Origin of the sequence: Desulfonatronum thiosulfatophilum, assembly GCF_900104215.1 — a bacterium.
In the GTDB taxonomy this organism is placed as follows: Bacteria; Desulfobacterota; Desulfovibrionia; order Desulfovibrionales; family Desulfonatronaceae; genus Desulfonatronum; species Desulfonatronum thiosulfatophilum.
On the sequence record NZ_FMXO01000022.1, the window covers coordinates 39,048 to 64,884 of the forward strand.

21 protein-coding genes and 1 pseudogene are annotated in these 25,837 nt (G+C 54.6%); 4 read left to right on the forward strand and 18 right to left on the reverse strand.

Annotated elements, in window-relative coordinates; all coding sequences use genetic code 11:
* Positions 1-45: 45 nt before the first annotated feature.
* On the forward strand, positions 46-414 hold the full coding sequence (locus BLP93_RS15790) for a hypothetical protein (protein WP_092123775.1): 369 nt from the start codon (positions 46-48) through the stop codon (positions 412-414).
* Here BLP93_RS15790 and BLP93_RS15795 read toward each other — a convergent pair whose 3' ends face one another.
* The 9 genes from BLP93_RS15795 to BLP93_RS15835 form a co-directional block, all read right to left on the reverse strand.
* Positions 415-3,528, reverse strand: coding sequence for an efflux RND transporter permease subunit (locus BLP93_RS15795; protein WP_092123777.1), 3,114 nt, complete (start codon positions 3,526-3,528; stop codon positions 415-417).
* Positions 3,529-3,610: 82 nt separating this feature from the next.
* Positions 3,611-4,789, reverse strand: a complete 1,179-nt coding sequence (locus tag BLP93_RS15800) for an efflux RND transporter periplasmic adaptor subunit (protein WP_092123779.1) — start codon at positions 4,787-4,789, stop codon at positions 3,611-3,613.
* Between the two features lie 589 nt (positions 4,790-5,378).
* Positions 5,379-6,680 (reverse strand): tetratricopeptide repeat protein, encoded by a 1,302-nt coding sequence (locus BLP93_RS15805; protein WP_092123781.1) that lies wholly within the window; start codon positions 6,678-6,680, stop codon positions 5,379-5,381.
* A gap of 16 nt (positions 6,681-6,696) precedes the next feature.
* Positions 6,697-7,494: a ParA family protein gene (locus tag BLP93_RS15810; protein ID WP_092123783.1), complete on the reverse strand. Its 798-nt coding sequence runs from the start codon at positions 7,492-7,494 to the stop codon at positions 6,697-6,699.
* A 159-nt stretch (positions 7,495-7,653) separates the two neighbouring features.
* Positions 7,654-8,763 (reverse strand): LapA family protein, encoded by a 1,110-nt coding sequence (locus BLP93_RS15815; protein ID WP_092123785.1) that lies wholly within the window; start codon positions 8,761-8,763, stop codon positions 7,654-7,656.
* A 46-nt stretch (positions 8,764-8,809) separates the two neighbouring features.
* Entirely contained in the window at positions 8,810-9,832 is a 1,023-nt protein-coding gene (trpS, locus tag BLP93_RS15820; protein WP_092123787.1) for a tryptophan--tRNA ligase, read from the reverse strand.
* Positions 9,833-9,901: 69 nt separating this feature from the next.
* Positions 9,902-10,558 carry a site-2 protease family protein gene (locus tag BLP93_RS15825; RefSeq protein WP_092123788.1) on the reverse strand — a complete coding sequence of 219 codons (657 nt, stop codon included), beginning with the start codon at positions 10,556-10,558 and terminating at the stop codon, positions 9,902-9,904.
* A 370-nt stretch (positions 10,559-10,928) separates the two neighbouring features.
* Positions 10,929-11,531, reverse strand: a complete 603-nt coding sequence (locus BLP93_RS15830; protein ID WP_092123790.1) for a hypothetical protein — start codon at positions 11,529-11,531, stop codon at positions 10,929-10,931.
* Between the two features lie 44 nt (positions 11,532-11,575).
* A complete protein-coding gene (locus BLP93_RS15835) occupies positions 11,576-12,847 on the reverse strand; it encodes an HDOD domain-containing protein (protein WP_092123792.1) in 1,272 nt (423 codons plus the stop codon).
* Between the two features lie 527 nt (positions 12,848-13,374).
* Between BLP93_RS15835 and BLP93_RS15840 the strand changes: the two genes are divergently transcribed.
* On the forward strand, positions 13,375-14,328 hold the full coding sequence (locus BLP93_RS15840; RefSeq protein WP_161946372.1) for a DUF362 domain-containing protein: 954 nt from the start codon (positions 13,375-13,377) through the stop codon (positions 14,326-14,328).
* 354 nt (positions 14,329-14,682) lie between these two features.
* Here the strand turns inward: BLP93_RS15840 and BLP93_RS15845 are convergent, their stop codons facing one another.
* The 4 genes from BLP93_RS15845 to BLP93_RS15860 form a co-directional block, all read right to left on the reverse strand.
* Positions 14,683-15,453, reverse strand: coding sequence for a M15 family metallopeptidase (locus BLP93_RS15845; RefSeq protein WP_244148791.1), 771 nt, complete (start codon positions 15,451-15,453; stop codon positions 14,683-14,685).
* Between the two features lie 70 nt (positions 15,454-15,523).
* Complete coding sequence (locus tag BLP93_RS15850; RefSeq protein WP_092123796.1) at positions 15,524-16,600, reverse strand: alpha/beta hydrolase family protein; 1,077 nt, start codon at positions 16,598-16,600, stop codon at positions 15,524-15,526.
* Positions 16,597-17,685 carry an acyltransferase gene (locus tag BLP93_RS15855; RefSeq protein WP_092123798.1) on the reverse strand — a complete coding sequence of 363 codons (1,089 nt, stop codon included), beginning with the start codon at positions 17,683-17,685 and terminating at the stop codon, positions 16,597-16,599. The genes BLP93_RS15850 and BLP93_RS15855 overlap by 4 nt, the downstream gene beginning before the upstream one ends.
* A 55-nt stretch (positions 17,686-17,740) precedes the next feature.
* Complete coding sequence (locus tag BLP93_RS15860) at positions 17,741-18,133, reverse strand: VOC family protein (protein ID WP_092123800.1); 393 nt, start codon at positions 18,131-18,133, stop codon at positions 17,741-17,743.
* Between the two features lie 761 nt (positions 18,134-18,894).
* On the opposite strand from BLP93_RS15860, the gene BLP93_RS15865 reads away from it, so the two are divergent.
* Together BLP93_RS15865 and BLP93_RS15870 are read left to right on the forward strand one after the other, a co-directional pair.
* Positions 18,895-19,155, forward strand: a complete 261-nt coding sequence (locus BLP93_RS15865; protein ID WP_092123802.1) for a ribbon-helix-helix domain-containing protein — start codon at positions 18,895-18,897, stop codon at positions 19,153-19,155.
* Entirely contained in the window at positions 19,152-19,559 is a 408-nt protein-coding gene (locus BLP93_RS15870; RefSeq protein WP_161946373.1) for a type II toxin-antitoxin system VapC family toxin, read from the forward strand. The genes BLP93_RS15865 and BLP93_RS15870 overlap by 4 nt, the downstream gene beginning before the upstream one ends.
* A 151-nt stretch (positions 19,560-19,710) precedes the next feature.
* Here BLP93_RS15870 and BLP93_RS15875 read toward each other — a convergent pair whose 3' ends face one another.
* From BLP93_RS15875 to BLP93_RS17485, 5 genes and pseudogenes are all read right to left on the reverse strand, one after another.
* The gene (locus tag BLP93_RS15875) at positions 19,711-20,022 is read right to left on the reverse strand and encodes a hypothetical protein (protein ID WP_092123806.1); all 312 of its coding nucleotides are present in this window, start codon (positions 20,020-20,022) and stop codon (positions 19,711-19,713) included.
* A gap of 606 nt (positions 20,023-20,628) precedes the next feature.
* Positions 20,629-23,859, reverse strand: coding sequence for a type I restriction endonuclease subunit R (locus tag BLP93_RS15880; RefSeq protein ID WP_092123808.1), 3,231 nt, complete (start codon positions 23,857-23,859; stop codon positions 20,629-20,631).
* Positions 23,849-24,901, reverse strand: a complete 1,053-nt coding sequence (locus tag BLP93_RS15885; protein ID WP_092123810.1) for a virulence RhuM family protein — start codon at positions 24,899-24,901, stop codon at positions 23,849-23,851. Before BLP93_RS15885 ends, BLP93_RS15880 begins: the two co-directional genes overlap by 11 nt.
* Positions 24,898-25,482 carry a restriction endonuclease subunit S gene (locus BLP93_RS15890; protein WP_092123812.1) on the reverse strand — a complete coding sequence of 195 codons (585 nt, stop codon included), beginning with the start codon at positions 25,480-25,482 and terminating at the stop codon, positions 24,898-24,900. The genes BLP93_RS15885 and BLP93_RS15890 overlap by 4 nt, the downstream gene beginning before the upstream one ends.
* 95 nt (positions 25,483-25,577) lie before the next feature.
* Positions 25,578-25,837: pseudogene (locus BLP93_RS17485) on the reverse strand (transposase); the annotation flags it as partial.

Genomic DNA, 25,837 nt, shown 5'->3' on the forward strand with positions numbered 1-25,837 from the left:
CAAGAACGCAGTAGGAGTTACATTCATCATCCGAAAGGAGACGGCATGCACACCGGCAGATGTGTGGAAGGGATCGGTGAAGGACGGACAGGTCGCGGTATGACCGGCGCGATTGGGAAGTTGATGAACATCCTGGGCGGAAAAGTGCGCTTTTTGCGTCAATCATTTTTCGCCGCTAGATCCGTGGAGCTTTTCCTGGAACACAAGGAGATCGCCGTGATCAGCGGACGCAGGCAGGTTCACGTGAAATGCCTGGAAGGTCGAGGATGGGTAGCCGCGGAGGGAGACTACACGGATTATGAACTGGGCCCGGGCGGCGAAGCCACCGTGGGCGGAACGGGGAAAGTCACCGTCACCGGTTACGGCTGCGCCGCCAAATTCGTGATCACAAGCGCATCCTCTTTTTGGCGATGATCACGCGGGCGCGGCGCTCTGCTCGGTCTGACGCGTCGCGCCGCGGACCCTGTAGAACAGGGTGTAGATCACCGGAATGACCACCAGGGTGATCAGGGAGGAGCTGATCAATCCGCCGATGACCACTCTGGCCATGGGGGCCTGGGCGTCGGCTCCTTCACCCCAGCCCAGGGCCAGGGGCGTCAACGCAAAGGCCGTGGTCAGGGATGTCATCAATATCGGACGCAGTCTGCGCCGCCCGGCTTCCAGTACGGCATCCATGGCAGCCATCCCCTGGTTTCGTCGCAGATGCGAGGACTGGTCCACGATCAGAATGGCGTTGTTGACCACAATGCCGCCAAGCATGATGCAGCCGATAAAACTCTGCACATTGAAGGTCGTACCGGTAGCCAGCAGGATCAACACCACGCCGATGGCGGCCAGCGGCACGGCGAACATGACCACCAGCGGATCAAGCAGGGACTCGTACAGGCAGGCCATGACCATGTAGACCAGGAGCAGGGCCAGGATCAGCGCCAGGGCCAGTTCGCTGAACGCCTCGCGCTGCTCTTCGTAATCGCCGGCAAAAACGATTTCATAGTCCCGGGGCACGGGAATCTCCCGCAAATGCTCTCGCAAATCAGCCACCACCGACCCCAGATCCCGTCCGCTGATGGCCGCGGAAATCGAAGCGATCCGTTGCTGATCCTTGCGATCGATCTGGGTGGGACCGCGACCGCTTTCAACTACGACCACGTTGCGCAACAGGACCTGCTCGCCGGCATCATTGGTCAGGGTCATGTCCAGAATGTCTTCAATGCTCATGCGCTCGGCTTCCGCCAGCTTGACCAGGATGCGGTATTCATATCCTCCTTCGCGGTAGTTCGCGGCCCGAGTTCCGGCAATAGCCGTCTCGAGGGTCCGCGCGATGCGCGTGGCGGACAAGCCCAGATCCGCGGCCCTGTTTCGATCGATACGTACAAGTTCCTGACGCGCTCCGGCCTCGCGACTGACCCGCACATCCGTGATCCCGTCCACTCTCTCCATTCGGGCGGAGACTTCCGCGGCCAGGGCATCCAGGCGCTGCAGGTCCCAACCCCGCACTTCCACGGCCAAGGTGTCTCCGTCTCCGGCGCCCATGCGAAAAATGAACAATCCCTGACCGGCCCGGGTGCGGACCACCGTACCTGGTATGCCGGTCAAAGCCGGACGCAGGTCGGCCGCGATCTGTTCACTGCTGCGGGTGCGTTGCGCGGCGGGAACCAGGGCCACGCGAATCTCTCCACGGGCTCCCCCTCCGGCTCTCCAGCCCGAAGCGCCTACGTTCACGACCATGTTCTCAGCCTCCGGAACCATCTCTTGCACCATCCGCTCAATCCGGCGCATCTGGGCATCCACGACATCCAGGCGGGTTCCCACCTCCATTTCCACGTTGACTCGCACTTCGCCCTCGTCCGCGCTGGGCATGAATTCCGTTCCGACTCGCGGAATCAGAGACAATGCGCCGCCAAACAAGACCACGACCAGGGCAAGAACCAGCAAGCGGTGACGTAGAGCCCCTTTGAGCAGCCCCAGGTATGCCTTCTCCAGGGCATGGAACATCCGACCGCTGACGACGAAAGCGCGATTCAAAAAGCCGTAACCATCCGGAGCGGCTGTTGCGGCAACCGGCTTCAACAGGCGCGCCGACAGCATGGGCACCACGGTCAGGGCTACCAGCAGGGAGCAGATCAGGGCAAAGGCGACCACATATGCCAGTTGCCGGAACATGACCCCGGCAACGCCTTCCAGAAAGACCATGGGCAGAAAAATGACCAGGGTCGTGATGGTGCTGGCCGTGACCGCGGCGGAAACCTCTTCGGTGCCCTGCACCGCGATCGCCCTGCCCTCCCCTCCTTTTTCCCGGAGCCGGTAAATGTTTTCCAGGACCACGATGGCGTTGTCCACCATCATTCCCACACCCAGGGCCAACCCGCCCAGGGTCATCAGGTTCAACGTGAATCCGCCGAAATAAATCAGGGTGAACGTGGCGATGATGGAGATGGGAATACCCATGGCGATGACCAACGTACTTCGGATGTTGCGCAGAAAAAAGAGCAGAACGAAAATGGCCAGCGTGCCGCCGAAGAGGATGGAACGACCGACGTTGTTGATGGACTGCTGGATGTATTTGGACGTGTCGATAATCGGCGTGATCTGAATCTGTGGGACGTCCGCGTGGATGCGGTCCAGTTCTCGAAGCACGGCCTGCGCGACCTGAACCGTGTTCGTTCCGGCCTGTTTGCGCACTGCCAGACGCACGCCCGGCTCGCCATTGATGCGGATGATTCTGGTCTGGCGCTGATGCCCGTCCAGCACGTCCGCCACCTGGGCCAAATAGATGGGCGCGCCGTCCCGGACAGCGATCACGACGGAGCGAATCTCCTGGATGCTGCTGAACTCTCCGGGCGTGCGCAGGGTGACCTCGAACTGATTCTGCTCGATGGTTCCGGCAGGGACATTGATGTTGGCCTCCCGGATGGCCTGGACGATCTGCTCCAGGGAAAATCCCAGGGCCCGAACCCGGTCCGGATGCACGTTGACCTGGATTTCCCTCTCCAATCCGCCCCAGATGTCCACCGCGGCCACTCCGGGAATCCGTTCGATGCGCTGCTTGATCTGGTTGTCGATCACCAGGCGCATTTCCACCGGATCAAGGCGGCTGGAGGCCCCCATGATCAGTATCGGGAACTGCGCCGCATCGAATTTGCGCAATTGCGGTCGATCAGCATTATCCGGCAGACGTCCGGTTATCCGGTCCAGCCGGTCCCGGATGTCGTTGGACGCGGCATCCAGATCCGTTCCCCAGGAAAAGGAAACCCTTACGGAACTCTGGCCTTCGGAGGAAATGGAGGTGATCTCCTCGACCCCCGGAACCGCGGCCACGGCCTCTTCCACGATTCGAGTCACCAGCTCTTCCATCTCCTCGGGGCTGGCGTTTTCGTAGTTCGTGGAAACGGTCAGGGTGGGATAGGTCAGCTCCGGCATCAAGTCGATGGGCAGCCGTGACAGGGAAACCCCGCCCAGGATCATCACGATCAGCACGATCATGATGGTAAATATCGGACGGGAAACGCTTTGTTTGGTAATCTGCATGGGCAAGTACGATCAGTCTATTTTGAACAACAAGAAAATCTGGAAATGAAGCAGCTCGCGGGCGGAAATGCCCTGATCGACGTCAGTCTTCCACGACGCGGACAGATGAGCCGTCTTCCAAGAGATGTTGGCCCAGAATCACGACCTCGCCGGACAAGTCCTCGGGCTCAAGAATCTGGGACACGCCATTTTCGGAAATGCCGACCCGGACCACAGTCAGGCGGACCGTGGCGTCGTCTTCAACCGCAAAAAGCGCATGCTGGCCGTCCCTGCGCACCAACGCGACGGAAGGCACGACCACGGCTTCTTCCGCCCGATCCAGCTCAAGCTGGGCGCGCACGAACATTCCGGGCTTCATCAATCCCTCCGGGTTGAACAATTCCAGTTCGATCCGGGCCTGTCGGGAAGCTTCCCGAAAAACAGGGGCGATGCGGGCAACACGACCTTCAAATTGTTGCCCTGGAAACGCATCCACCGACACCTGAGCGGACTGTCCGACCTGAAGCCGGGCATAATCGCGTTCCGAAACATGAAAGACCGCACGCAGGGCGCTGATGTCCAGGACGCTGATCATCTGGGCGTTCGCGGTCAGGGTTGTTCCCTGATCCACGAAACGTTCCCCTACGACTCGGGGGCGATCCTCGCCGTTTGCCGGCCATGTCGCCCGGATCTGGGTATAGCTCAGTCGCACCTCCGCGGCACGCAGCGCGGCCTGGCGCTGCTCGATCTGCGCCTCGGCCACACGTTTTCGAGCCTGCTGGGCAAGCAATCTGGATTTGGAAAGTTCCAATTCGGCCAACGAGGCTACTCTCTGCTCCCGCAACGTCTCGATGCGCGCAAACTCCTTTTCCGCGATGTCCAGCTCGCTGCGCGCCTCTTCAAGATTCGCCCGGGCCACGGCCAGTTCCGCGCGGGCCTGCTCGACCTGCTGCACGAATTCGGCATCCTCCAGTTGGGCCACCAGCTGATCACGCTGAACAAGGTCGCCCACATCGACGAACAATCGTTCCAGGCGACCGGAAATTTTCGGCGCCACCACGAATTGGGCCCAGGGAATGAGGGTGCCGGAAAAAGTGCGCATATCACGCACGGTAGCCTGGGTGACCGATGCGGTCTGCACGGCGACCTGTTGACTACCAGGCTGTCTAGGGCCGCCTGGCGGCGCGGGAGCCGGCTGTATTGCCTGGTAGATCACCCAGCCTAGTCCGGCAATGATGATCAAGACAATCGGCAGAACAACGCGCCGGGATTTCTGAGACATATATTAAACTCCATGGTCAAGGAATATCAAACCACGGCTCAAGATAGCCATGGTTCAGGCAATAGCAAGCATCTCGTCACTGATGAGATGTAAGAAGCTGTTAATCAATAACGTAATGCGAGTCATCCGCTCCGGTTCGAAATTCCGCGGCGGAAAATAGTTGATCACGACTGACGACTCTATCGCAGTCCGATTTGTCTTGATCTTATGTTTTGGGACCGAGATCGCAATCGAAATCGATATCGAAATCGACATCGAAATCGACATGCAATAGTTTTATTATCTATTTGTTTTATCCGATTTCGAGTTCGATTTCGAGTTCGATTCGAGTTCGTCATGAGGCATGGCTAGTCGCTTCTAACTGGGCAGAAATTAGAATCAGAGCCGTGATGGAACATATATTGAATGTGCTGAGCGAATAACGGATAGAATGACGGACAAGGGTAGATCAAGAAAAGCAAAGGCCGCGGGTCTACAGCGGGTGCTTCAGCTGCTGATCGCTAGTGCGAAATGGGTGTGTTGCGGGGCTGGGTTGCCATGCTCCGAAGGAGCCGGAACATGGCAACCCGGCAAAGATGGTGCGTGTGTGCTAGTCGATGATTCCACGAAACAGTTTTTTCAGGACGGAACTTCCGCAGTATCCTGTTTCCTGGGCCATCTTCAATGCGCGGGAGTCGCCCAGCGCGGCGGCGGAGCGGAAGTCGCGGCACGCAAGATCACGTTTGTCCATTTTCATGTACAGCAGACCACGGTTGTGGAATGCGGAACCCAGTTTCGCATCCAGCATTATGGCCCGTGAAAAGTCGGCCAGCGCCTTGTCCGGAAATCCGGCATCGATCTGAGCCAGCCCACGCTCGTTGAATATTGCGGCATTGGCCGGGTCAGCGTCCAGAGCCTTGGTCAACAACTCCACGGCCGCAGCGGCATTGGTAAAGCGCTGCCCGTTCCAGAGCAACCTGGCTCGACTCATCCATTCCTCGGCCTGCGTTTCGTCTGCCTGTTCGGCCGGCTGGGCAACCATGGCCACGGAGGATCCGGCGGGTACGGATTTCGCCGCGGCAGGAGCCGGTGTCGGAGCAGGCGCCTGGGCAGGCTTTTGGGCAGGCGCGGACGCGACAGCCTTGACATTCTTCAAGTCGTTTTCAAGTTCGCTCAGACGTTGCTTCACCGAATTCAGGTCCTGCTCCACACCGACAGGTTCCGCAGGCCGCCTCGCAGCCTGGCTCTCCAGATCCGAAACTTTTTGGATGGTATCCTGAAGCATTTTTTTCAGGTCAGTGGATTCAGACTGGACAAATTTTTCCATGGCCGCGATTTTTTCCCGGCTCTCCCGCACGGCGTCTTGCAGCTCGTCGTGCAGCTTCAACCAGGGACGTTCATTCAGCACCTCCTGCAACCTATCCATGCGCTGTTGTTGCGCCGCGGCCATTTCCACCACTTCCCGCAGCTTTTCCTGGTCGGAGTTTATACGGGCATCGCCAGCCGCCAGAGACTGTTCCAGGCGCTGTAAGCCGGAGCGCAACTGCTCGAATTCCTCGGTGGTGGTTTGCTGAAGCTGTTTTTGCTCTTGTCCGATGGCTTCAATTTCCTCACGAAACTCAACTGTGAGGTTTTCCAGCTCGGGTTTGGTGAGTTTTGAACTTGAAGGCGCTTTTTTTGTTTTTTGCTTGGACACGGTTTCTTTCTTCCCCTTTTTTGAAGTCTGCAACGAACCTTGATCATCTTTTGCCGCAGGAAACTCCAGAACGTCGGCGCGTTCTGGATTGTCTTTCAGCGGCTGACTCAGGGACACTTCCCGTTGAAGCCTGGCCTTGGCTTCAGGATTCAGGATGGAATCCAAGGCTGCCTTGCTGTCCTGTTCCAAATTGGTCTTTCTGGTGCTTTTGGCCATAGCTTCTCCATGCAGTTTAGGGTTTTTGTCCCGTCTCCACCCGCGAAAGCATTTCCGTGGCAAATTTTTGATAATCCTGGCATCCGAACGAAGCCGGATCCAGATCGAATATGCTTTGCTGACTCAGATTTGCCTTGTTCAGGGTCGTATTGCGCCGGATCACGGTTTGAAAGAGGGCGTCACCAAAGAACTCTCGCACGGCATCCATGACCAGCCGACTGGCTGTGGTCCGAGGATTGTACATGGTCACCAGGACTCCCAGCAGTCGAATGTCGGAGTTCGTGTCTTCCCGGATTGCCTCGATGGCCTGGATCAGGTGATTCGTGCCCTGCAAGGCGTACAGGGACTCGCCGTCCACTGGGAGAATGTAAACGTCCGAAGCGGCAACCGCGTTGGTGATCAACGGTCCTTCAATCTGGGGAGGACAATCCACCAGCACGAGATCATAGCCATTGTCCGCACCCCTGACGGCTTCCAATTTTTCCCGCAGACCGAAGATCCGCTTTGCCGAATTGGGCGGCAGCAGAGCAAGTTGGGAATAGGCATGCAGGTTGGATGGAATCAGATCCAGATTTCCATTGACCGAGTGTGCGCAATCGGCAACGGACAGTTCCTTGTCCGCCAGGAGATGACCGATGGTATACTGGTGCTCGAAGGGATCCTTGCGCCCCAGAGTCAGGGTGGAGTTGCCCTGGGGGTCCATGTCCACGACCAGAATCCGCTTACCCCAACGGGAAAGGATATCCGCCGTGTTGACCACGGTTGTCGTCTTGCCGACACCGCCCTTATGATTGGCAAAGGTTATGATGCGCATGCGCTACCTGCCGGGTGTTGCAGTTTTAAGACGATGTCAAACGCGCGGCGAGCGTCGTCCGGATGTGACGGCGTGAGTAATGGTTTCAAAGGTCGCTCTACCGAAAAAAGCTTCGACTTGAAGCGGCCAGATCATGGACGTCTGACCGCCAAAAACCGCCTACTGCGCGGACTCATCTCCATCCAGGTCCTCGGCCAAATCATGAAGCATTTGCTGGACGCGTTCCAAGGTTTCACGTTGTTCCTGCGTTTCGACCTGCGTTTCCAGATAAGCCGTCTTGGCGGCGGCGTCGCGCAGGAAGCCGGCCATGAGACGATTGCGGAGGACATCGGGCAGATTCTGAAGCACCTGCATCTGCTGGTCCAGATATCCCAGGTTGTCCAATATCAAAGCCTGCTGCCGACCCATTGCGGCCATTTCCTCCTGAAAAGCAATCCGTTCCTGCTCCATGGTCCGGGCCATCTCCTCCTGGACCGAATTCATATGCCCGCTTTGCACGTGCAGTTCGCCAAGATGTTCCGAAAAGGAGGAGATCTGCTCGTTGAGCACGATGTAGACGCCGCTGCTGATCACCAGAGCCATGGCCGCGGCCAGCAACACGGTGGCGCCCCAACCTGGCCCCGCGGGCCGGACAAGGATTTCATCATCCATTGGCGCTGCATCTTTGGAGGTAACGGTTTTCTTTTCCACGGTGGATTCAGGAGTAGATGTCTGCATGGTGGGCTCCGAAGGAATATGAAGTGTATGGGATGCTGCGGGCGGCATGGCAATCCGCTCGGCAGCCGTTTTCTGATCTGATGTGGTGGAGGTCGGTTCATGGCCGACAGCCGGCTCGTCTCCCCGGACTGAATCCTGTTTCTGTTCAGGAGGGAACGCCGGCTTGATTTTGATTTCAGTTTTTTCGGTTTCGGGCTCGGGCAGGTCTGAGCCGGTTTCGGGAAGCGGTTCAGTCTTGGGCTCGGAAGCGGGTTCGGACTTGGGCTCGGGTGCCAGTTCCCGCTCCAGGGCCATTACGTTCTTTTCAGTGTCCTCGAGAGCACGACTTAAGGCGAAGTATTCGCCGAAGTATTTGAAGCTGGTCAGCAAAAAACCGGTAACAAAAAGAAAAGCCAGCAACCCCAGAAACGGGAGTTCAAATCCATAGGCGAAATAAGGCTCCCAAGTGAAGGCAAAGGGTATCCGAATGGCAAGGATATCCGCATTTTGGACCGCAAAAAGCATGGTCAGAACAAAAAGCAGAGTTAAGAAGAGAACCTTGATCAGCTTCATATCATCTCCAAGATCTCAGAGCGGCAATGCCTGCGAAATCACATGCTCAGTTTCCCGATGCGGACAATTCACCGTACTCCAGATTGAGCCGCTCCCGGGTCTGAGTCAAGGTCTGGACGGCCACGTCATGCGCCCTGCGATTCCCGGCCTCCAGCAATTCCCAGATGCGCTTCGGATTTGCCTCCAGCGCGGCGCGACGCTCCTGAATCGGTCCGAGAAACCGTTCCAGACTTTTCAGCAGCATTTTTTTGCAATCCACGCAACCCAAGGCGGCCTGAGTGCAGCCGGATGTTATTTCCTTGCGTGTCTCGGCATCCGTCATCAGTACGTGATATGGGTACATGTTGCACTGATCCGGATTGCCGGGATCTTTCTTGCGCATCCGGTTCGTGTCCGTGAGCATGCCCATTATTTTCGGAGTAACCTGCTCCATGGTTTCCGAGAGATGAATGGCGTTGCCGTAGCTCTTGCTCATTTTTCGGCCGTCAAGTCCGGGCAGTTTCTGCGCTTCGGTCAGCTTGGCTTGCGGTTCCGGAAAGAGCGGCGTGTACAGAAAGTTGAATCTTCGTGCGATTTCCCGAGTCAGTTCCAGGTGCGGCAACTGATCCTGGCCCACAGGCACGAGATGCGGCCGATAGATCAGGATGTCCGCGGCCATGAGCACGGGGTAGCCTAGAAAGCCGTAGGTGTTCAAATCCTTCGCGCCCTCAAGTTCGCCTTTCACTTCCTTGTACGTTGGGTTGCGTTCCAGCCAGCCCAGGGGCGTGAACATGGAGAACAGCAGTTGCAGTTCCGCATGCTCCTTGATTTGGGATTGCAGGAAGATGGTGCACTTTTCAGGATCCAGTCCGGCAGCCACCCAGTCCAGCACCAATTCCGGGACGAACTGCTTGATCCTGCCGGGAGTGGCATATTCGCTGGTCAGAGCATGCCAGTCCGCGACAAAGAAAAAGCACTCGTACTCGTCCTGCAGGGCGATCCAGTTTTCGAGAACGCCGAAATAGTGCCCCAGATGGAGCGGGCCTGTGGGACGCATCCCGGAGACAATTCGTTGTTGGGTTGTTGCCATCGAAAACGATTCCTCGTGGTGGTGGATGAAAGAACTGGTGCCGACGAATGAGCATCGTCGGCAGCGCGTCTAGAGCAAAACTCCTGAAAAAAACGATACCAGCGGCAGCAGCACGCTCTGTAAAACCCCGGTCATCAACAGCAGGATGAGAACGATGAATCCGTACCGCTCGAAATTGTAGATGAAACGCGCCCCTTCCACGGGCAAAAATCCGGCCAGAATCTTGGACCCATCTAGCGGCGGGATGGGAAACAGATTGAATATGCCCAGGATCAGGTTGATGATCACGCCGTAGCGGGCCATCAGAGCCAAAGGCTCGATCACGCTCATCCCGGCCCCGCCCAGCAGAACCGCAATCCAGATCAAGGCATGAAACATGGCTGCAAACGCCACAGCCAGAGCGAAGTTGGTCCCTGGTCCGGCCAGCGAAACCAGCATCATGCCCCTGACGGGATCCTGGAAGTAACGGGGATTGACCGGAACAGGCTTGGCCCAGCCAAAGATGAAGGGACTCTTGATCAGAACGAGAAGCAGGGGAAAGGCGATGGTGCCGATGGGGTCCACATGCTTGACTGGATTGAAGGTCAATCTTCCGGCAAGGCGGGCTGTAGGATCGCCCAACCGCCAAGCGGCAAATCCATGGGCAGCTTCGTGACACGTTATTGCAATGAGAACAGGTACGGCTATTAAAGCCAGTTCACGAATGAATGTTGTAATGTCGAACATATTTTCTGAATATACCATGCCTTATGGCTGGAAGCAAGGCGGGAACGCTTTCACGGCACGTGGGACGGACCGGTTCGGATGTGCAGGCAATTCCGCCGCTACGAGTCAGGTGCAAAAATGCGCACAACTATTCAGCATATTCTGAAAGTACACAGAATTGGTCCGGATTGCCTTGATTTTGCGGTCTTGCATGTTTGACTGAGCCAGGATTCGTTCATCAAACCATTGCCAAGCACTTGAAGCTCCAAATGTTGTTTATTCACGCAATGGTTTGATGAACGAATCCGGTTAAGGAGTCTGCGAGGCCGTAAAATCAAGGCAAGCCGGACCTCGGCTGAGTAGTTGCAAAGTGCACGACAGAGGCCAGAGGTTACGGGCTGAGGGTATGGTTGGAATCCCGCAGAATGCGGTACAATTCATAGCTTTCAAGATTGCCGGCGCAAAACTGAAGCATAATGGATAAAATGGACCACCGGACATCCGGAATGACATCGACCTCAGGAGCTACGATACCAATGAACATCCCTCGAATTCTCGAACTTGTGGCCAGGGCGTGCAGCACGATCCGGTCCGGGGTCGTGATGCCGGGAACGGTCACGGCCCGCTTTTCGCGCAACGCCCAGCTGAACACACCTTGATAGATCAGAGCGTTCATCTCGTCAGCCAACCGCGGCCGCAACTGCGAAGGTTCCACCCGGTTCAGGATGAAATCGCCGTCCTCCTCATCCACGATGCAGATCCCCCTGGCCTGAAACGGAATCAGCATTCCCACCTGTTGCAACGTTTCCTTGACGATGGGCTCAGGGCTGGACAGGCGATTGATGGACGGCAGGAAGTCGCCGAGCCCCAGGATCATATCCAGAGAGTCCATGGTGGCCAGAGTCACCTTCTGAAGATGTTCGAGCTTTTGCGAAAGCTCTTGCACTTGGGCTTCAAGGGCAAGGACTTGCGAGGATGCTTTTTTGGATCTCATATTTCTATCAACAAGATGTAAATCTACGGTACGTTGACCAGCATTCAGGAATCCTTCCGGCTTTTGTCAAACAGCATCCGGTACATTCCATCCACCTGCCCGGCCATGAGATTGAGGGTCGGCGACAAGATGCTGGGTGCAAGCTGAACAAGATCCCACGCCTTACAGTCCAGAGGAGGCAACGGGTATCCGTGCTTCCATCCCGGATCCATCCCCTTGGCCAGAATGCCGGCTATGTGAACCATGGTCACATCCATGGGAGAAGTTGCTTTCAACGGCATGTATTGGTACCGCACCGCCTGCTCGAGCTGAAAGGGAAATTTCCATCGTTTCAGAATGGCCCCGCCAAACCAGGCGTGATCAAAACCGAACAATTCCTTTTCCAGAACCGTCAGCGGAATGTTCCGTTTTCTTGACTCCAGAAGGGCATACCGGGACTGGATGGGAAAGTATTTCATAAGCACGAGATGGCCCAGGCTGTGCAGCAGGCCGGCAACGAAATACATTTCCGGGTTGCCGGTTCGTCTGGAGCCCATGAGCACTCTGGCCCCGATGCCGCACGCAATGCAATGCTTCCAGTACGATTCCATGTCCATCAGGTCCGAGGGAATATCCTGAACCTTGGCCACGACCATCGCTCCCATGGCGAGCATGCTCAACTGATTGGTTCCCACGATGGTCACGGCACGGGATATGGTATCCACGCGTCCTGGAAATCCGAAATACGAACTGTTGGCCATTTTCAAAAGCTTGGCGGCGAGCCCCTGATCTCGACTGATTATTTCGGCAAGACAGGTGGCCGAACTGAGCGGGTTGTTGATCGCCGCGAGAATCTGGGTGAGGATGGCGGGCAGGCTGACCAGCTCCACCTCTTCATCCAGGAATCGTCGGGGGTCGATCCGCATTGGCGGAGCTGCCATTGCCCTTTCGTCCTCGACAATGGCGGCGGCTCCGTCCGCGGCAGCGGATAATTCCGGATTCTCACTCAACCAGCGTGCAGTACGCAATGTGAATATCCGGCGCAATTCAGACGATGCCGGATGTTCATCAGCGGTTGCCACGCCCATGCGCCGAACCACTGCTTCCGAGGCTTCCTCCCAGAGTTCTTCGGAAATGACCTCTAGAGAACTGTTCCGAAAGTTCAGATCGTCCCCGTTTTCGCTCTCAATTTCCGTCACCCCCCAGATCCGGAAAATCCGGAGATGGCTTTCGTCAAGAAGTTCACCCTTTCCAGCCAGGAATCGACCGTTGCTGTCCCGAACATCCGCGGCAAGCACCATTCCAGGCCGGATTTCATCAATGTGCACGATATTCATTATTCATGTTCTCCAGCCTTGGCATCCCAAAATTCAGCGTAACTATTCAGCATATTCTTAAAGTACCCAGGATTGGTCCGGCTTGCCTTGATTTTGCGGTCTCGCATGTTTGACTGAGCCAGGATTCGTTCATCAAACCATTGCCAAGCACTTGAAGCTCTAAATGCTGTTTATTCACGCAATGGTTTGATGTTACGAAGCCGGCGAAGGAGTCTGCGAGGCCGCAAAATCAAGGCAAGCCGGACCTCAGCTGAGTAGTTACAATTCAGCAAACATTGTCCGAAGGCAGACTCACATAGCCAACCCCCACCATTACGTCCAGCACAGCCAAAGGCAAAAAACCGCGGTGTCCGGGACGGACAGGATGCTTTCAACATGCGCCATGACGATTAACAGTGATGATAAAGTTCGCATCCACAGGCTGTTCAATAAACCTGCTGGAATGCGTAAACATACGGAACTTGTCACCGGGGTTGAAATTGCTTACGCGTACCGAAACTGGCTTCACCGCCACCAAAGTCTCAATTATGACTGACATCCCCACTGCATCCCGTCTCGATCCCATTCCCGTTGCCCTGCTCCAATGCGCGCATTACGAGCCTGCCCTGCTTGCGGAAGGCATCCACCAATGCTGCCAAGCATTGGGACGTATTTTCCATCGGGGGGACAAGATTCTGGTCAAACCCAATCTCGTCTCCAGCCGCAACGCCCGTCTCTCCTGCCCCCACCCCCAGGTTGTCCGGGCTTTGTGCATTGTCTTGTCGGATTACGGCGTGCGTGTTCAGGTGGGAGATTCGCCGGCCTTCGGCTCAGCCCGGCAGGTGGCGCGGGCCGCCGGCTTGGTGGATGTCCTGGCCGATCTGCACGTCCCTCTCGTCGATTTGGGCGCTCCGGTCCGACGCACTCTGGCCTGCGGCATCCAGGTCGGTCTTTCCCGCCACGTTCTGGATGTCGATCTGCTTTTCAACCTGCCCAAGCTCAAGGCCCACGGTCAGTTGTTCGTCACCGCGGCGGCCAAGAATCTTTTCGGCTGCGTCAGCGGAATGCGCAAGGCCATGGCCCACGTTCGCCACGGTCAGGGAGATGATCTGGCCGAACTGATCCTGGACCTTCAGGAACACTTGCCGCCGACCACAAACCTCATCGACGCCGTAACGGCCATGCATGGCACCGGCCCCACCGGGGGATCGCCGTGCCGGCTGGGACTACTCGCGGCCTCGAACAACGCCGTGGCGCTGGACACGGCGCTCTACCATGCCCTGGATTTCAGACCGGAGCAGGTTCCGCTCTGGCGGGAAGCACGCCGCAAGAACCTGCCGGGGCACGACCTGGACCAACTCGCCTTTCCGCTGCTCATGCCCTCACAGCTGAGCCTGCCCCCCTTCAAGACGCCGGAACGCCTCAACCCCGTGAGTTTTCATCCCTGGCAGATGACCAAAAGCATGTGTAAACGCGCATGGCTGACGATCAAGGATTATTGAGCAGTCTGGTGTTGTTGCCGAGGAAGTTCAGCAATGATCAGCTTGGATCATCGCCGGAAGACGTTGATCCGATTGCTTGAAAAAACCGAAGACGGCTGGAGATCAGGAAGGAGTATTCAAATCTATTCGTAACAACTCAGCTCATCTCACAGCAAGACCTGGAGTGTTCCGGCTTGTCTCGATTTTTTGGCATCGCCTGTCTGACTGAGCCAGGATTCGTTCATCGAACCATTGCCGGACGCATAAAGCACAAAATGCTGTTTATTCGTGCAATGGTTAGATGTTACGAAGCCGGCGAAGGAGTTGCGATGCCGAAAAATCGAGACAAGCCGGAACGCAGCTGAGTAGTTGCATCTATTCAATGATCGAATATTTTTTTCGAACGACATCCTTGGCAAAGGCATCATAGTGCCACCACTCTATTTCCAGAGGATGCCAGCCCGCATCAACCATGACGCTGCGCAGGATACGCCGGTTTGCGATTTGTTCCTTGGTCAGTTCGCCCTCTTGGAGATAATATTCTTCCAGTCGAGGCTGGGACAATGGTCCGAAGTGGTCCATGGGCGTTCCCATGTCGAACTTTTCTCCGGTTCGCACGTTGACCAGGGTCACGTCCACCGCTGCTCCGTAATTGTGCATCGAGCCGGCAAAGGGGTTTGCCACGTAATGCTGCTTGGACGTCCCGACAACAAGCTTCCACATCTTGTGCTGGATGGATCGCGGTCTCAGCGCGTCCCCGACCAGGATCCGCAGGTCCGGGTGGCGCTCCTGGAGTATTGCACTGGCCCTGACGAGCATTTTCGAGGGTTCGGGGCGCAGATAAGCACGGGTGAAATCACCGTATGCGCTTGCTCCCATGAAATTGTCATCCCGGGCGTATTTCAGATCAACCAGAATGGATGGGTCCAGATTCTGGACATCAACAAACCCTTCTTTGATCAACTTCAGCTCAAGCGGTGAAATCGAATGTATTTCATCTTTATGCTGGAGCATCGTATACTTTTCCCCCAACAAGTCCGTTTCCCAGGCCTGAGCAACCGAAGCCGCAGCCACCGTCATAAGCAACCAGGCCCCCCAAAAAAAGAAAAGATAAGTAAGGCTGTTCTTCATTGCCGCAATATTCATGCAATACCTCAAATGTTAAAATCATGAACAAGGCTTGTGCTTTGATACATGTCCCAAATGGTCCTTAAAATTACCGTTGTTGTTTCGAAAGCCAATCCAGTCCCTGATTGTAGACGATATCGTGCCCCCCGTCGAAAAGAACGATGGTCGCATTGTTTGATTTTCGCTTCAATACAACCGGAAGGCCCGCCTTCTCGAAAAAAGGGTCCGATACTTCCTGTCCCTGAAGGTGTTCAGGCAGAGCTTTGTTTTCATCAATGTACATAAAATCTTCCTCTGAAATTCTATCTTCTTCGTCGGCAAGTTCATTGAATGCCCGGATGGCGTGGGAAGGCGGGACAAAGGGATCGCCCATGCCCCCGCCGACATACACCTGAACCTCAGTGCCGCGGGCCTGGGACAGGTATGTTGATGGGCTTCTCTTCCGGCATTCCTCCCGCGCCTGGTCGCTCACGGTCGGATTGCCGCCGCAGGAGGCCTCGATGTCTCTTTGGTAGCGGTCAGCGTAAAACAACTGGGCTTCTTCCAGATAGTCATACCAGTCATTGAGGTCGTATACCGGCACGGATGCCAGGGCAGCCGTGAACTTGTCCGGATATCGACCGACCATGATCAGCGACATCATCGCCCCGCCGGAAAAACCGGCCAGATAAATCCGACTTTCATCCACCTCGGCATTGGCCTTGGCGTACTCCAGGGCCTGGAGCACGTCCCGGACCGCCTTTTCCGAGCCCGTGGCATCCGCGTTGTCGAATCGGCCGCGAAAATCAGGATGCATGAAGATCCAGTCGTTCTTCACGGCAAAGACGCCGTAGGGAATGCCGTAATGTTGCAAATAGCTGTCGCTCCAACTGTGCAGAGCCAGGAGCAACGGTTTTTTTCCATCGCTCCCCGAGTTGTACCAGAGCGCAGGCTGCCCGGACTCATTCCCCTGTCTTGGAATGGATATTTCAACAACCTCCGGTGCAGCCTTCTGCCAGGCCTGCTTTTCAGGAAGATTGCGCAGGGGAAGGTCTGCCACTTGCGTGAATGAAATATAGTCCTCGACAAATTGAACATCCGCGGGGGCATTGGATCGTAAGGCAATCAGGAACATGAATCCGACCCAGGCCATGATAACCAGTTTGATGTGTTTGGAAAGGTTCATGCGATTATTTTCCTCATGAAGGGCACAAGGCTGAAGATGAAGACCAGGCTCAACGAAAGGACAAAAATACTTAATGCAAAAAATGGTATTCCCACGGCAAGGGGCAAGGTCATTCCGAACGCGCTGCCATGGTCTATGGTGAACCCCAGACGCCCGTCCCGGAGGAGTTCCAAAATCAGGGCATGGATCAAATAGATCCCGAAAACGCTTTTCCCGATCCGTTGCAGCAGCTTCGGGGAGTTCATGCGGATACGTTCATTGCCGTTTTCCGTTATTACCCTGCGCGTGTCGAAAACGCTCCGCACGATGAAAAAAAGCGGTATAGCCATGGCAACGACAGTAATGCTGAAGTAATCATAGAAGAAATGGACAAATTCGCCGGCCTGACGGCTCGCCAGATACGTTCCAACCGAGGTGGCCGCCCCGCCGGCCAAAAAAACGAGCGCCGGCAAGAACAAGCGGGATTTTGATTGAACCGTGACATCCTTGAGCAAATATCCCAGCAGAAAGTAGCCGCTGAGCTTAAGGGCCGAGTATTCGTTCAGATCCGAGACAAAGTAGGTTTCGTAGTCGAACAGTTCGTGAATGATCGGCAGCACCGACGCCCAGCAGAACCAGAGCCCCACAAGATACCATGCGAATTTCCTCGGCGCCTGGTTCAGCAGCGCACTGATCACCGGCGCGAAAAGATACAAGGTGACCAGCATGTAGATGAACCACAGATGATAATAGATCGGCTCGGAGAACAGCAGCGGGAAAAAATCACCTATCCCGTATTCGTCTCCCTTGACTTGAATTCCGTAGAAAAAATAGACGGCGCTCCAGACAAGGAAGGGAATAAGTATTCTTCTGATCCGGACCAGAAGAAATTCCCGCAATGGAACCTTGTCCGCCCCGGGCAGCACCAAAGCCCCGCTGACCATGACGAACAAGGGAACACACCAGCGGACGAATGAGTCGTAGATATTCCCGGTCCACCATGCGGCGGAATCCTCGAAGGGAACCAGAAACGGCGCCGAAGCATGCAGGAGAACGACGCCGAAGATGGCCAAAATCTTGAGAACATCCACCCATAGCAAACGCATTGGCCCTTCCTGGGTCACTTTGCCAAGCTCATGGATCGTGAACGAAATGAGCCGGTCACCCTTTCGCCTTGTTCTCCCATAACCCCATCACATTCCCTTCTGTATCGCGAAAATACGCATAATAGCCCATATCCGGAACTTCGCCCTTGGGCACGACGAGTTGACCACCGGCCTGCTCGATCAATTTGACGTGATCGTCGATGGAAGGAACTTCAATGGTCACGACCGGATGTTGCAAGGCTGATTCCTTCTTGAAAATCCCGCCATTGATCGCCCCTTTTTCCGTATGCATGTAATGATCGTCCACCGGAGTGGTAATAGCGAAAGTATACACGTCGTCCTTGTGCGGCATGTCCTCCATGTTCCATCCGAATACCAACGCATAGAATTTCTTTGCCCGTTCCCTGTCTTCAGAGGGCAACTCGAAGTGCACGACTTTGTTCATCATTATTCTCCCTTCGTCACCAAGGCCTGAAAAGTGAAAAGAACCGGACAACACCAGGAACCAGCTAACTGGATAGTCACTGAAAAATTCCAGTCAACGTGAAAGCTCAATGCCCGTCACGATCCGATGTCCGGGGGCCGTGGCTCAGATCGAGAGCCGCCTCAGACGCGTAGAGGCATGTTTGGATAATTTTATGGAAGAAATAGAGAGAAGTGCGACATCCGCGGAAATGGACGCAGACCGTTCATCGTATCGATGAAGGCCCTTCTCCATTTATGCTGGAATTTTCGACGACACCAACGGCTTCCGTTTCAACTCGAATCCTTGATTGTGTCTTGTCGTCCAAAGTGCGTTGAAGGGAGCAGCTATCGAGGCAGATTCTCATCCGGGATTTACACTCGGTGCTTCCGTTTAATCTGATAGTGAACAAAATATTGGCAGAAAAAGAGTTTCGAGTATGCTGGAAAAATGTCAAAAAATTATCAATTCATCACTCATAACCGAAATCTGTACGTAGATCGGGTCAAACCTTTTCTCGGACGACCTGTGATCAAAATTCTTTCCGGGATGCGTCATGTAGGGAAAAGTTGCCTTTTGCGACTAACGGACGGCCTGTTGATGACATGGTTTTCTCCGTATTTCATTGGTCGTTCAGAACCGGGCAAGCCTGATGTGATATTGGATTTATCCTTGATTGTAATTTTATTGACTAAATAAAGCCGAACACATAATTTGTAGTCAGTTTGCTTACAAAGGAGGCGATCATGCAAATGACAATCCGCATACCTGAAGAATACATGACACAAGTCCACGATATTTCATTGCGAACCGGTTTGAAGAAGTCAGACATCGCCAGATTGGCCATCAAGGACTTTCTCGAACGTTTCGACGAGGTCCAGGGTCAGGAGAACAAGCCCATCAACAAGGCGTCGGATCTGATCGGCGTTGTCACCAGTGGAATTCCTGATCTGGGTCGAAACCACCGCCGCTACATTCTCAAAGGAATGAAGGACCGCGAATCGTGAATGCGCTGTTGGATACCGGCCCCTGGGTTGCGTTGATCGACGCAAGCGAAACCTCTCATGAGGCGTGCGTTGAGTGGTTTGGCGCGTTTTCCGGAAAGCTCTACTCGACGGAGCCCGTGCTGACGGAAGTCCTGTATCTCTTGAGTTTTTCCTTGAAAGCCCAGCAGGCCGCCATGGATTATGTCCTCCGGGGCATTGTCACACTCGTTCCAATAGATCTCCGGGCGCTGGAATCCGCCAGGACGCTGATGAGCAAATATGCCGACCTGCCCATGGATTTCGCTGATGCCAGCCTCGTTGTTCTTGCCTCGGAATCTCGTATCTTGAATATTGTGACCCTGGATGAGCGAGATTTCAAAGTGTATCGGACTCAGGACAAGAAGGCTTTTTCCATTTTCCCTTAAATCGCGAGCGGTTCCCTTTTTCCGGGTCATGTTCATCAAGAAATCGGGTAATCAATATGGCATATCGGTTATTTCATACCCCCTAAGAAGGGTTCATCAAGCAATTTCAGCCCTTCTGCTCTTTTTCGCTGATCACGGAAATGCGAGCAGTTCACTTTCCAGCAAGGCAATCCTGAATCTGCAAGGCCAAGTGCCGTCCTTGCTCATCCTCGCGCAGAGCCATCAGGAACAGGGTCTGCCCGTTGCTGCCGGCGGACCAGAGTTCGCCGATGCTCTGTTTTTCACGAGCATCGTCCCCGGTGGCCAGATGTTCTCCTTTGTACTCCAGGACCAAGGTTCTTCCGTCCTTGAGCCGGGCCACGAAGTCCGGAAAAAAACGACCATGGGACAGGGGCAGCCAGAAGGATCCGGGTTGCCGGTCCACATTGCGGACCCACCACTCAACGTCCGGATGGGCGTCCAAAGTTACGGCGCAGTCGTACTCCTCCCCGCTGGGCTTCAGGTCAGGGATGTGCGGATAGAAATGCTTTTTAAAGCGATAGGTGCCCCGGTAGGCCGGAATAGATTCGGCATAACCGGATGCCGGGTACGTATGGGCATAGGTGAAGCTGGTCTCCGTCCAGGCATCTGGGGCAAACAGCAGACGCTGGTAGCCCTCGGCCAGTGCCCCGGGAGCGGAGTCGTTCCAGCTTGGCCTTCAGGGCCGCAGCCAAAGAAAGGTTAAAAAAGGACAGGATAAAAATTCTTGTCACTGAAAAATTCCAGTCAACGTGAAAGCTCAATGCCCGTCACGATCCGATGTCCGGGGGCCGTGGCCCAGATCGAGAGCCGCCTCAAACGCGTAGAGGCATGTTAGGATAATTTTATGGAAGAAATAGAGAGAAGTGCGACATCCTCGGAAATGGACGCAGACTGTGTCATCGTATTGATGAAGGCCCTTCTCCATTCAATGCTGGATTTTCCGACGACGACAGAAAGGACAAAGGAAAGCCGCCCCTGACCCAGAGCTGGTCGATCCCTTGGGGAATGCGTTGCAAAAAGGAGGATCAGAAACAGCTGCCCTCAAACTTCATTCTGAGCAAGTTAATTCACTTGCCAACATCTCCGCCTGCTTAAGCACCGTCTCGGTTGCCAGTTTTTGCATGTCAGGCGGATACCCGAATTGTCTTAAAGTCCTTTTTACAATGACTTTGAGTTTTGCCTTTACACTTTCTTTCATTGTCCAATCGATTGAAGCGTTTGCTTTTACTCGTTCGAACAATACAATGGCCAACTCGCGCAACTTGTCCTGTTGCATTAACTCTCTGGCGCTCTTGTTGTTGGCTACGGCAGTATAAAAAGCGTACTCATAGTCACTCATGCCGAGCTCTTCGGCCTGCTTATCCGATTTGACGATTTCCTTGCTGATATTGATCAGCTCGTCCATCACCTCCACCGCCGTGAGCACCTTGGCGTGGTATCGCTTGATGGCATCTTGCAGCATCTCCATCAGGGTCCGGCTTTGCACCAGATTCTTTTTGGCGCGCGCTTTGATTTCGTCGTTGAGCAGTTTTTTGAGAACTTCCAGCGCGACGTTTTTGTGCTCCTTGTTTTTCAGCTCCAGCAGGAACTCCTCGGAAAGAATCGAAATATCGGGCTTCTTGATTCCGGCAGCGTCGAACACATCAATGACTTGCTCCGACACCAGCGCCTTGTCGATCACCTGTCGGATGGTTGATTCGATTTCCTCGTTGGTACGACCCGTGCCGGTGCTGTCGAACTTCGCAAGCCTCGCCTTCACCGCCTGAAAGAAGGCGATTTCATCCTTCACATCCAGGGCCTGTTCATGAGGAATGGCGATGGCGAATGCCTGCGACAGGGCGGTGACTTGGTCGATATAACGCTTCTTGCCATCCTCCAGCCCGAGGATATGTTCCTCGGCCGCCAGGATCATTGAGAGTTTTCTGGAGGTGTCGGCCTCGAAGTAATCCTCGTAAGGGAAGCCGTGATACATGCCGGCCACCACTTCGATCTTCTCCAGCATCAATTGCACGGCCTGTTCCTGGGCCAGCATCGGATCGCCCTTGCCACCGGCATCGGCATAGAACGACAACGCCTGCTTGAGATCGGAAGCAATGCCCAGATAGTCCACCACCAAACCCGCCGGCTTGTCACCATATACCCGATTCACCCGCGCAATGGCCTGCATCAGGTTGTGGCCCTTCATAGGCTTGTCGATATACAAGGTGTGCATACAGGGCGCATCGAAGCCGGTGAGCCACATATCGCGCACAATAACCAGCTTCAGCTCGTCATCGGGGTCTTTCATGCGCTCGGCGAGGGTCTTGCGTTGCTCTTTGGTGGTGTGATGCCCGGCCAGTTTCGGGCCATCCGCGGAGGCCGCCGTCATCACCACCTTGATCACGCCCTTGGTCAGATCGGGTGAGTGCCATTCCGGCTTCAGCTTGATGATCTCTTCATACAGATCAGCCGCAATGCGCCGCGACATGGCCACGATCATCGCCTTGCCCGCAAACACTTCCTGGCGTTGCTCGAAATGCGCCACGATGTCCCGCGCCACATTCCGGATGCGCTGCTCCGCGCCGACCAAGGCCTCCATCTTCGTCCACTTGGCCTTGGCCTTCTGGGTCTCGGTCAGTTCGTCCTGTTCCAGCTCCTCGTCCAGTTCGGCTATGAGCTTCTTGCCCTCGGCGCTGAGCGACACCCTGGCCAGACGGCTTTCGTAGTAAATTTTCTTGGTGGCCCCGTCCTCCACCGCTTGGGCGATGTCGTACACATCGACATAATTGCCGAACACCGCCGGGGTGTTGACGTCGGTCTTTTCGATGGGCGTCCCGGTAAAACCCAGGTAGGTCGCGTTCGGCAGGGCGTCGCGCAGATATTTGGCAAAGCCGTACACAATCCGCTTGCCGGTGATGTTGCCTTGCGCGTCTTTCTCGTCCACGGTTTTAGCCTTGAAGCCGTACTGGGTGCGGTGCGCTTCGTCGGCGATCACCACCACATTGCGGCGGTCGGTCAGTTCCTCGTAGACATTGCCTTCTTCCGGCTGGAACTTCTGAATGGTGGTGAAGATCACCCCGCCGGACGCTACTCGCAATAGCCGTTTCAACTCTTGACGGTCATCCACCTGCACCGGCTCCTGCCGCAAGAGCTGGGTACAGGCGGCAAATGTATCGAACAATTGATCATCCAGATCGTTGCGGTCGGTGATCATGACAACGGTGGGGTTATCCAGCGCCAGGACGATCTTGCCCGTATAGAAAACCATCGTAAGCGATTTGCCGCTGCCCTGCGTATGCCACACCACTCCGGCCTTGCGGTCTCCCGGCGGTTGGGCATCAACACTTGCCAAGCCGTAACTCTCCGGCGTTTCAGCCATTACCCGTGGCGCTTCACTCGTCGCCCGCAAGGTGGAAGCCACCGCCGCGTTGACGGCGTAGTACTGGTGATACGCCGCCAGCTTCTTCACCGTGCTGATGCTGATAATACCCGTTGCCGGGTCTTCTTTCTTTGACTTTTCGAACACAACAAAATGGCGCAGCAAATCCAGCAGCGTTGCCTTGTTCAACATGCCCTGGATCAAGGTTTCCAACTGACTGATCAGCGCGGATGCCTCCAGCTTGCCGTCCGCCGTTTTCCACGCCATGAATCGGGAGAGCCCCGCGGACAGTGATCCCACTTTGGCTTCCAGCCCGTCGGAGATCACCAACAGGCCGTTGTAGGTGAAAAGACTGGGGATCACTTCCTTGTAGGTCTGCAATTGCTGGTAGGCGGATTTGATGGTGGCGTTTTCATCGGCGGCGTTTTTGAGTTCCATCACCACCAGCGGCAGACCGTTGACGAACAAGACCACATCCGGGCGCTTGCTCTGGTGCCCCTGATTCGTATGGTGGCCGATCACCGTAAACTGATTGGCAATGACGAATTCGTTGTTCTCGGGCCGGGCGAAATCCACCAGCCACACCAGGTCTCCGCGCTCATTTCCTCTGTGCTGGTAGGTGACCTTGATGCCCTCGGTCAGCATTCGGTGAAAGGCTTCATTATTTGCGATGAGTTCCGGCGAGTTCAGGCGCTGAACCTGCTTGATCGCCTCCTCGCGCACATCGGCGGGAATGGTCGGATTGATACGCGCTACCGCCGAGCGCAGCCGCTCCAGCAGCAACACATCCTCAAAGCGTTCGCGCTCCGGCGTTTCGCTGTCCGGCGCGATGCCCGGGGCATAGACGTACTGATACCCGAGCTTCACGAACAGCCCGATGGCGAAGGTTTCGATAGCGGACTCGGTAATTTTAGAAGTCATCACCTTTTCCGCCTTTATCTTTGCCGATCAGCTTTCTTACTTCCTCGTCAAAGTCGGAAATGTACTGTTTGTCCTGAATGACCCGGAATTTATAGTATTCTGCTTCAGCTTTTATTTTTGCTTCCAAAGCTGAGATTTTGCCTTTATCCAGGAGTATTGGATAATCCGAGAGGGCAAGGAACTTGTCCAGAAATTGAACCCAGTCTTTCATATTGGTTACAATGCCGCGGCGCGCCCTGTTTTCCGCAAGATCAAGATAGGCGGATACGATTCTTTCCAACTCTTTGAGGTGTTCTTCATTGAGATAATTTTTGGCAATGATCACATCGGATTTTAAAATTTTCCCGCCGGGTGCATTCTTCCAGGTTTTCAAGCCCATAAATATCTTCTGCGCGTCTGCTTCGGTATAAATAATTTCCGCAGCGGTCTTCCCTTGTATGGCCCAATGCATTTTGTTTTGCACCGTGGCAAAAAATTCCTTGGTGGTTTCGTCATTTCGGTCATAATCAGCAGACAAGGCATAGATATCGGTGATTTTCTGATAGAGTCGCCGCTCACTCAGACGGATTTCACGAATGCGCTCAAGCAACTCATCAAAGTAATCCTGTCCAAAATGCTTGATCTGCTTTAAGCGTTCATCATCAATCACAAAACCTTTGATGATGTATTCATGCAGGATTTCTGTTGCCCATTTCCTGAATTCCGTGGCGCGATGAGAATTGACCCGGTAACCAACGGCAGTAATCGCTCGAAGGTTGTAATACAGCATCTCTTTTTCCTGGGTTTTGCCTTTGATGGCACCGTGTTGAGTGGTGTGTCGGAATTTCCGACACACCAGTTCTTCATCCAGCTCTCCTTCCGCAAAAATATTTTTCAGGTGTTCGGTGATGGTTGAACGCCCTTTGCCAAATAATTCGGCAATCAGTTTTTGGGTAAGCCAGAGCGTATCGTCCTGGAAATAGACATCGATATTGACTTTGCCATCTGCTGTTTTGAAGATGACAAAGTTTGGTAATTTTTCGGGGAGATTTGAGTTTGTCATATTGTCACCTGCACTTCGCCGCTCATGAGTTTGGGCAGCAGGGTGTCGCGGAGTTTTTCGAGGGTGCGGATTTGCAGAGTGTTGCTGCGCTTTTTTTCAAAGATCGGATTAATCACCTTTTCAAACTCCCTTAGCACATCATCCGGTGGCAATAAGAAGGTTGTATTCCCAATTTCGCCAAGGCTCAAATTAGGCTGCACAGCATGGACTATTTTCCCGTCCATTATTTCGCGAAAAGCAGTCGATTTTAAAAACAAATAAACAAACTCCGATTGGCACTTCTCTTGATTTACTCGAAGAATGGCGATGGCCTGATTGGTGTTGGCTGGCAGGATGGAATTATTTACTATGGCTACACGTCCTATAGTGCCTGCGATGCTGCACAAAACGTCGCCAGATTGAATTATCGATCTTTTTAGGAAATGATGAGTCTCTTCGGAAATATGCGCGAATTTATCGAAAATAAAATCACCGCTATCAGTTATTGATTCCGCTTTTACGAAATTAATGCCCGCGTCTACAAATTGATGCCCTAACGTGGTTGGAGTTGTCCCCTTGGTAATTAGTCGAGCCTGAAAAATCCGATATTTTCGTTACAGGATCATCATAGTAGGCTGACGGGTTGTGGTGCCAAAAACAGCCAAAGCGTAAAAAGGGCAAAAAAGTGTTCGAACTTCCGAATCCACTTCCTGAAATTGAATGCCGCGGCAGCCATGAACAGGTTGATCGCGTCGCCGAGAACCCCTTTCAGGTAGTTTCGGGACAAGCGATGATCCTGTTTCAGGTGACCAATTATCGGCTCTATTCCTGCTCTACGGCAAAAACGCTCACGGACGATCCGCCGTTGATAGGGGCTATCGCTTTTCTTCGGACGCCCTGGCCGCAGGATTTTGGTGTCGCCTACATTTTGGTAGCCCCTGTAACCTCGGTCACATA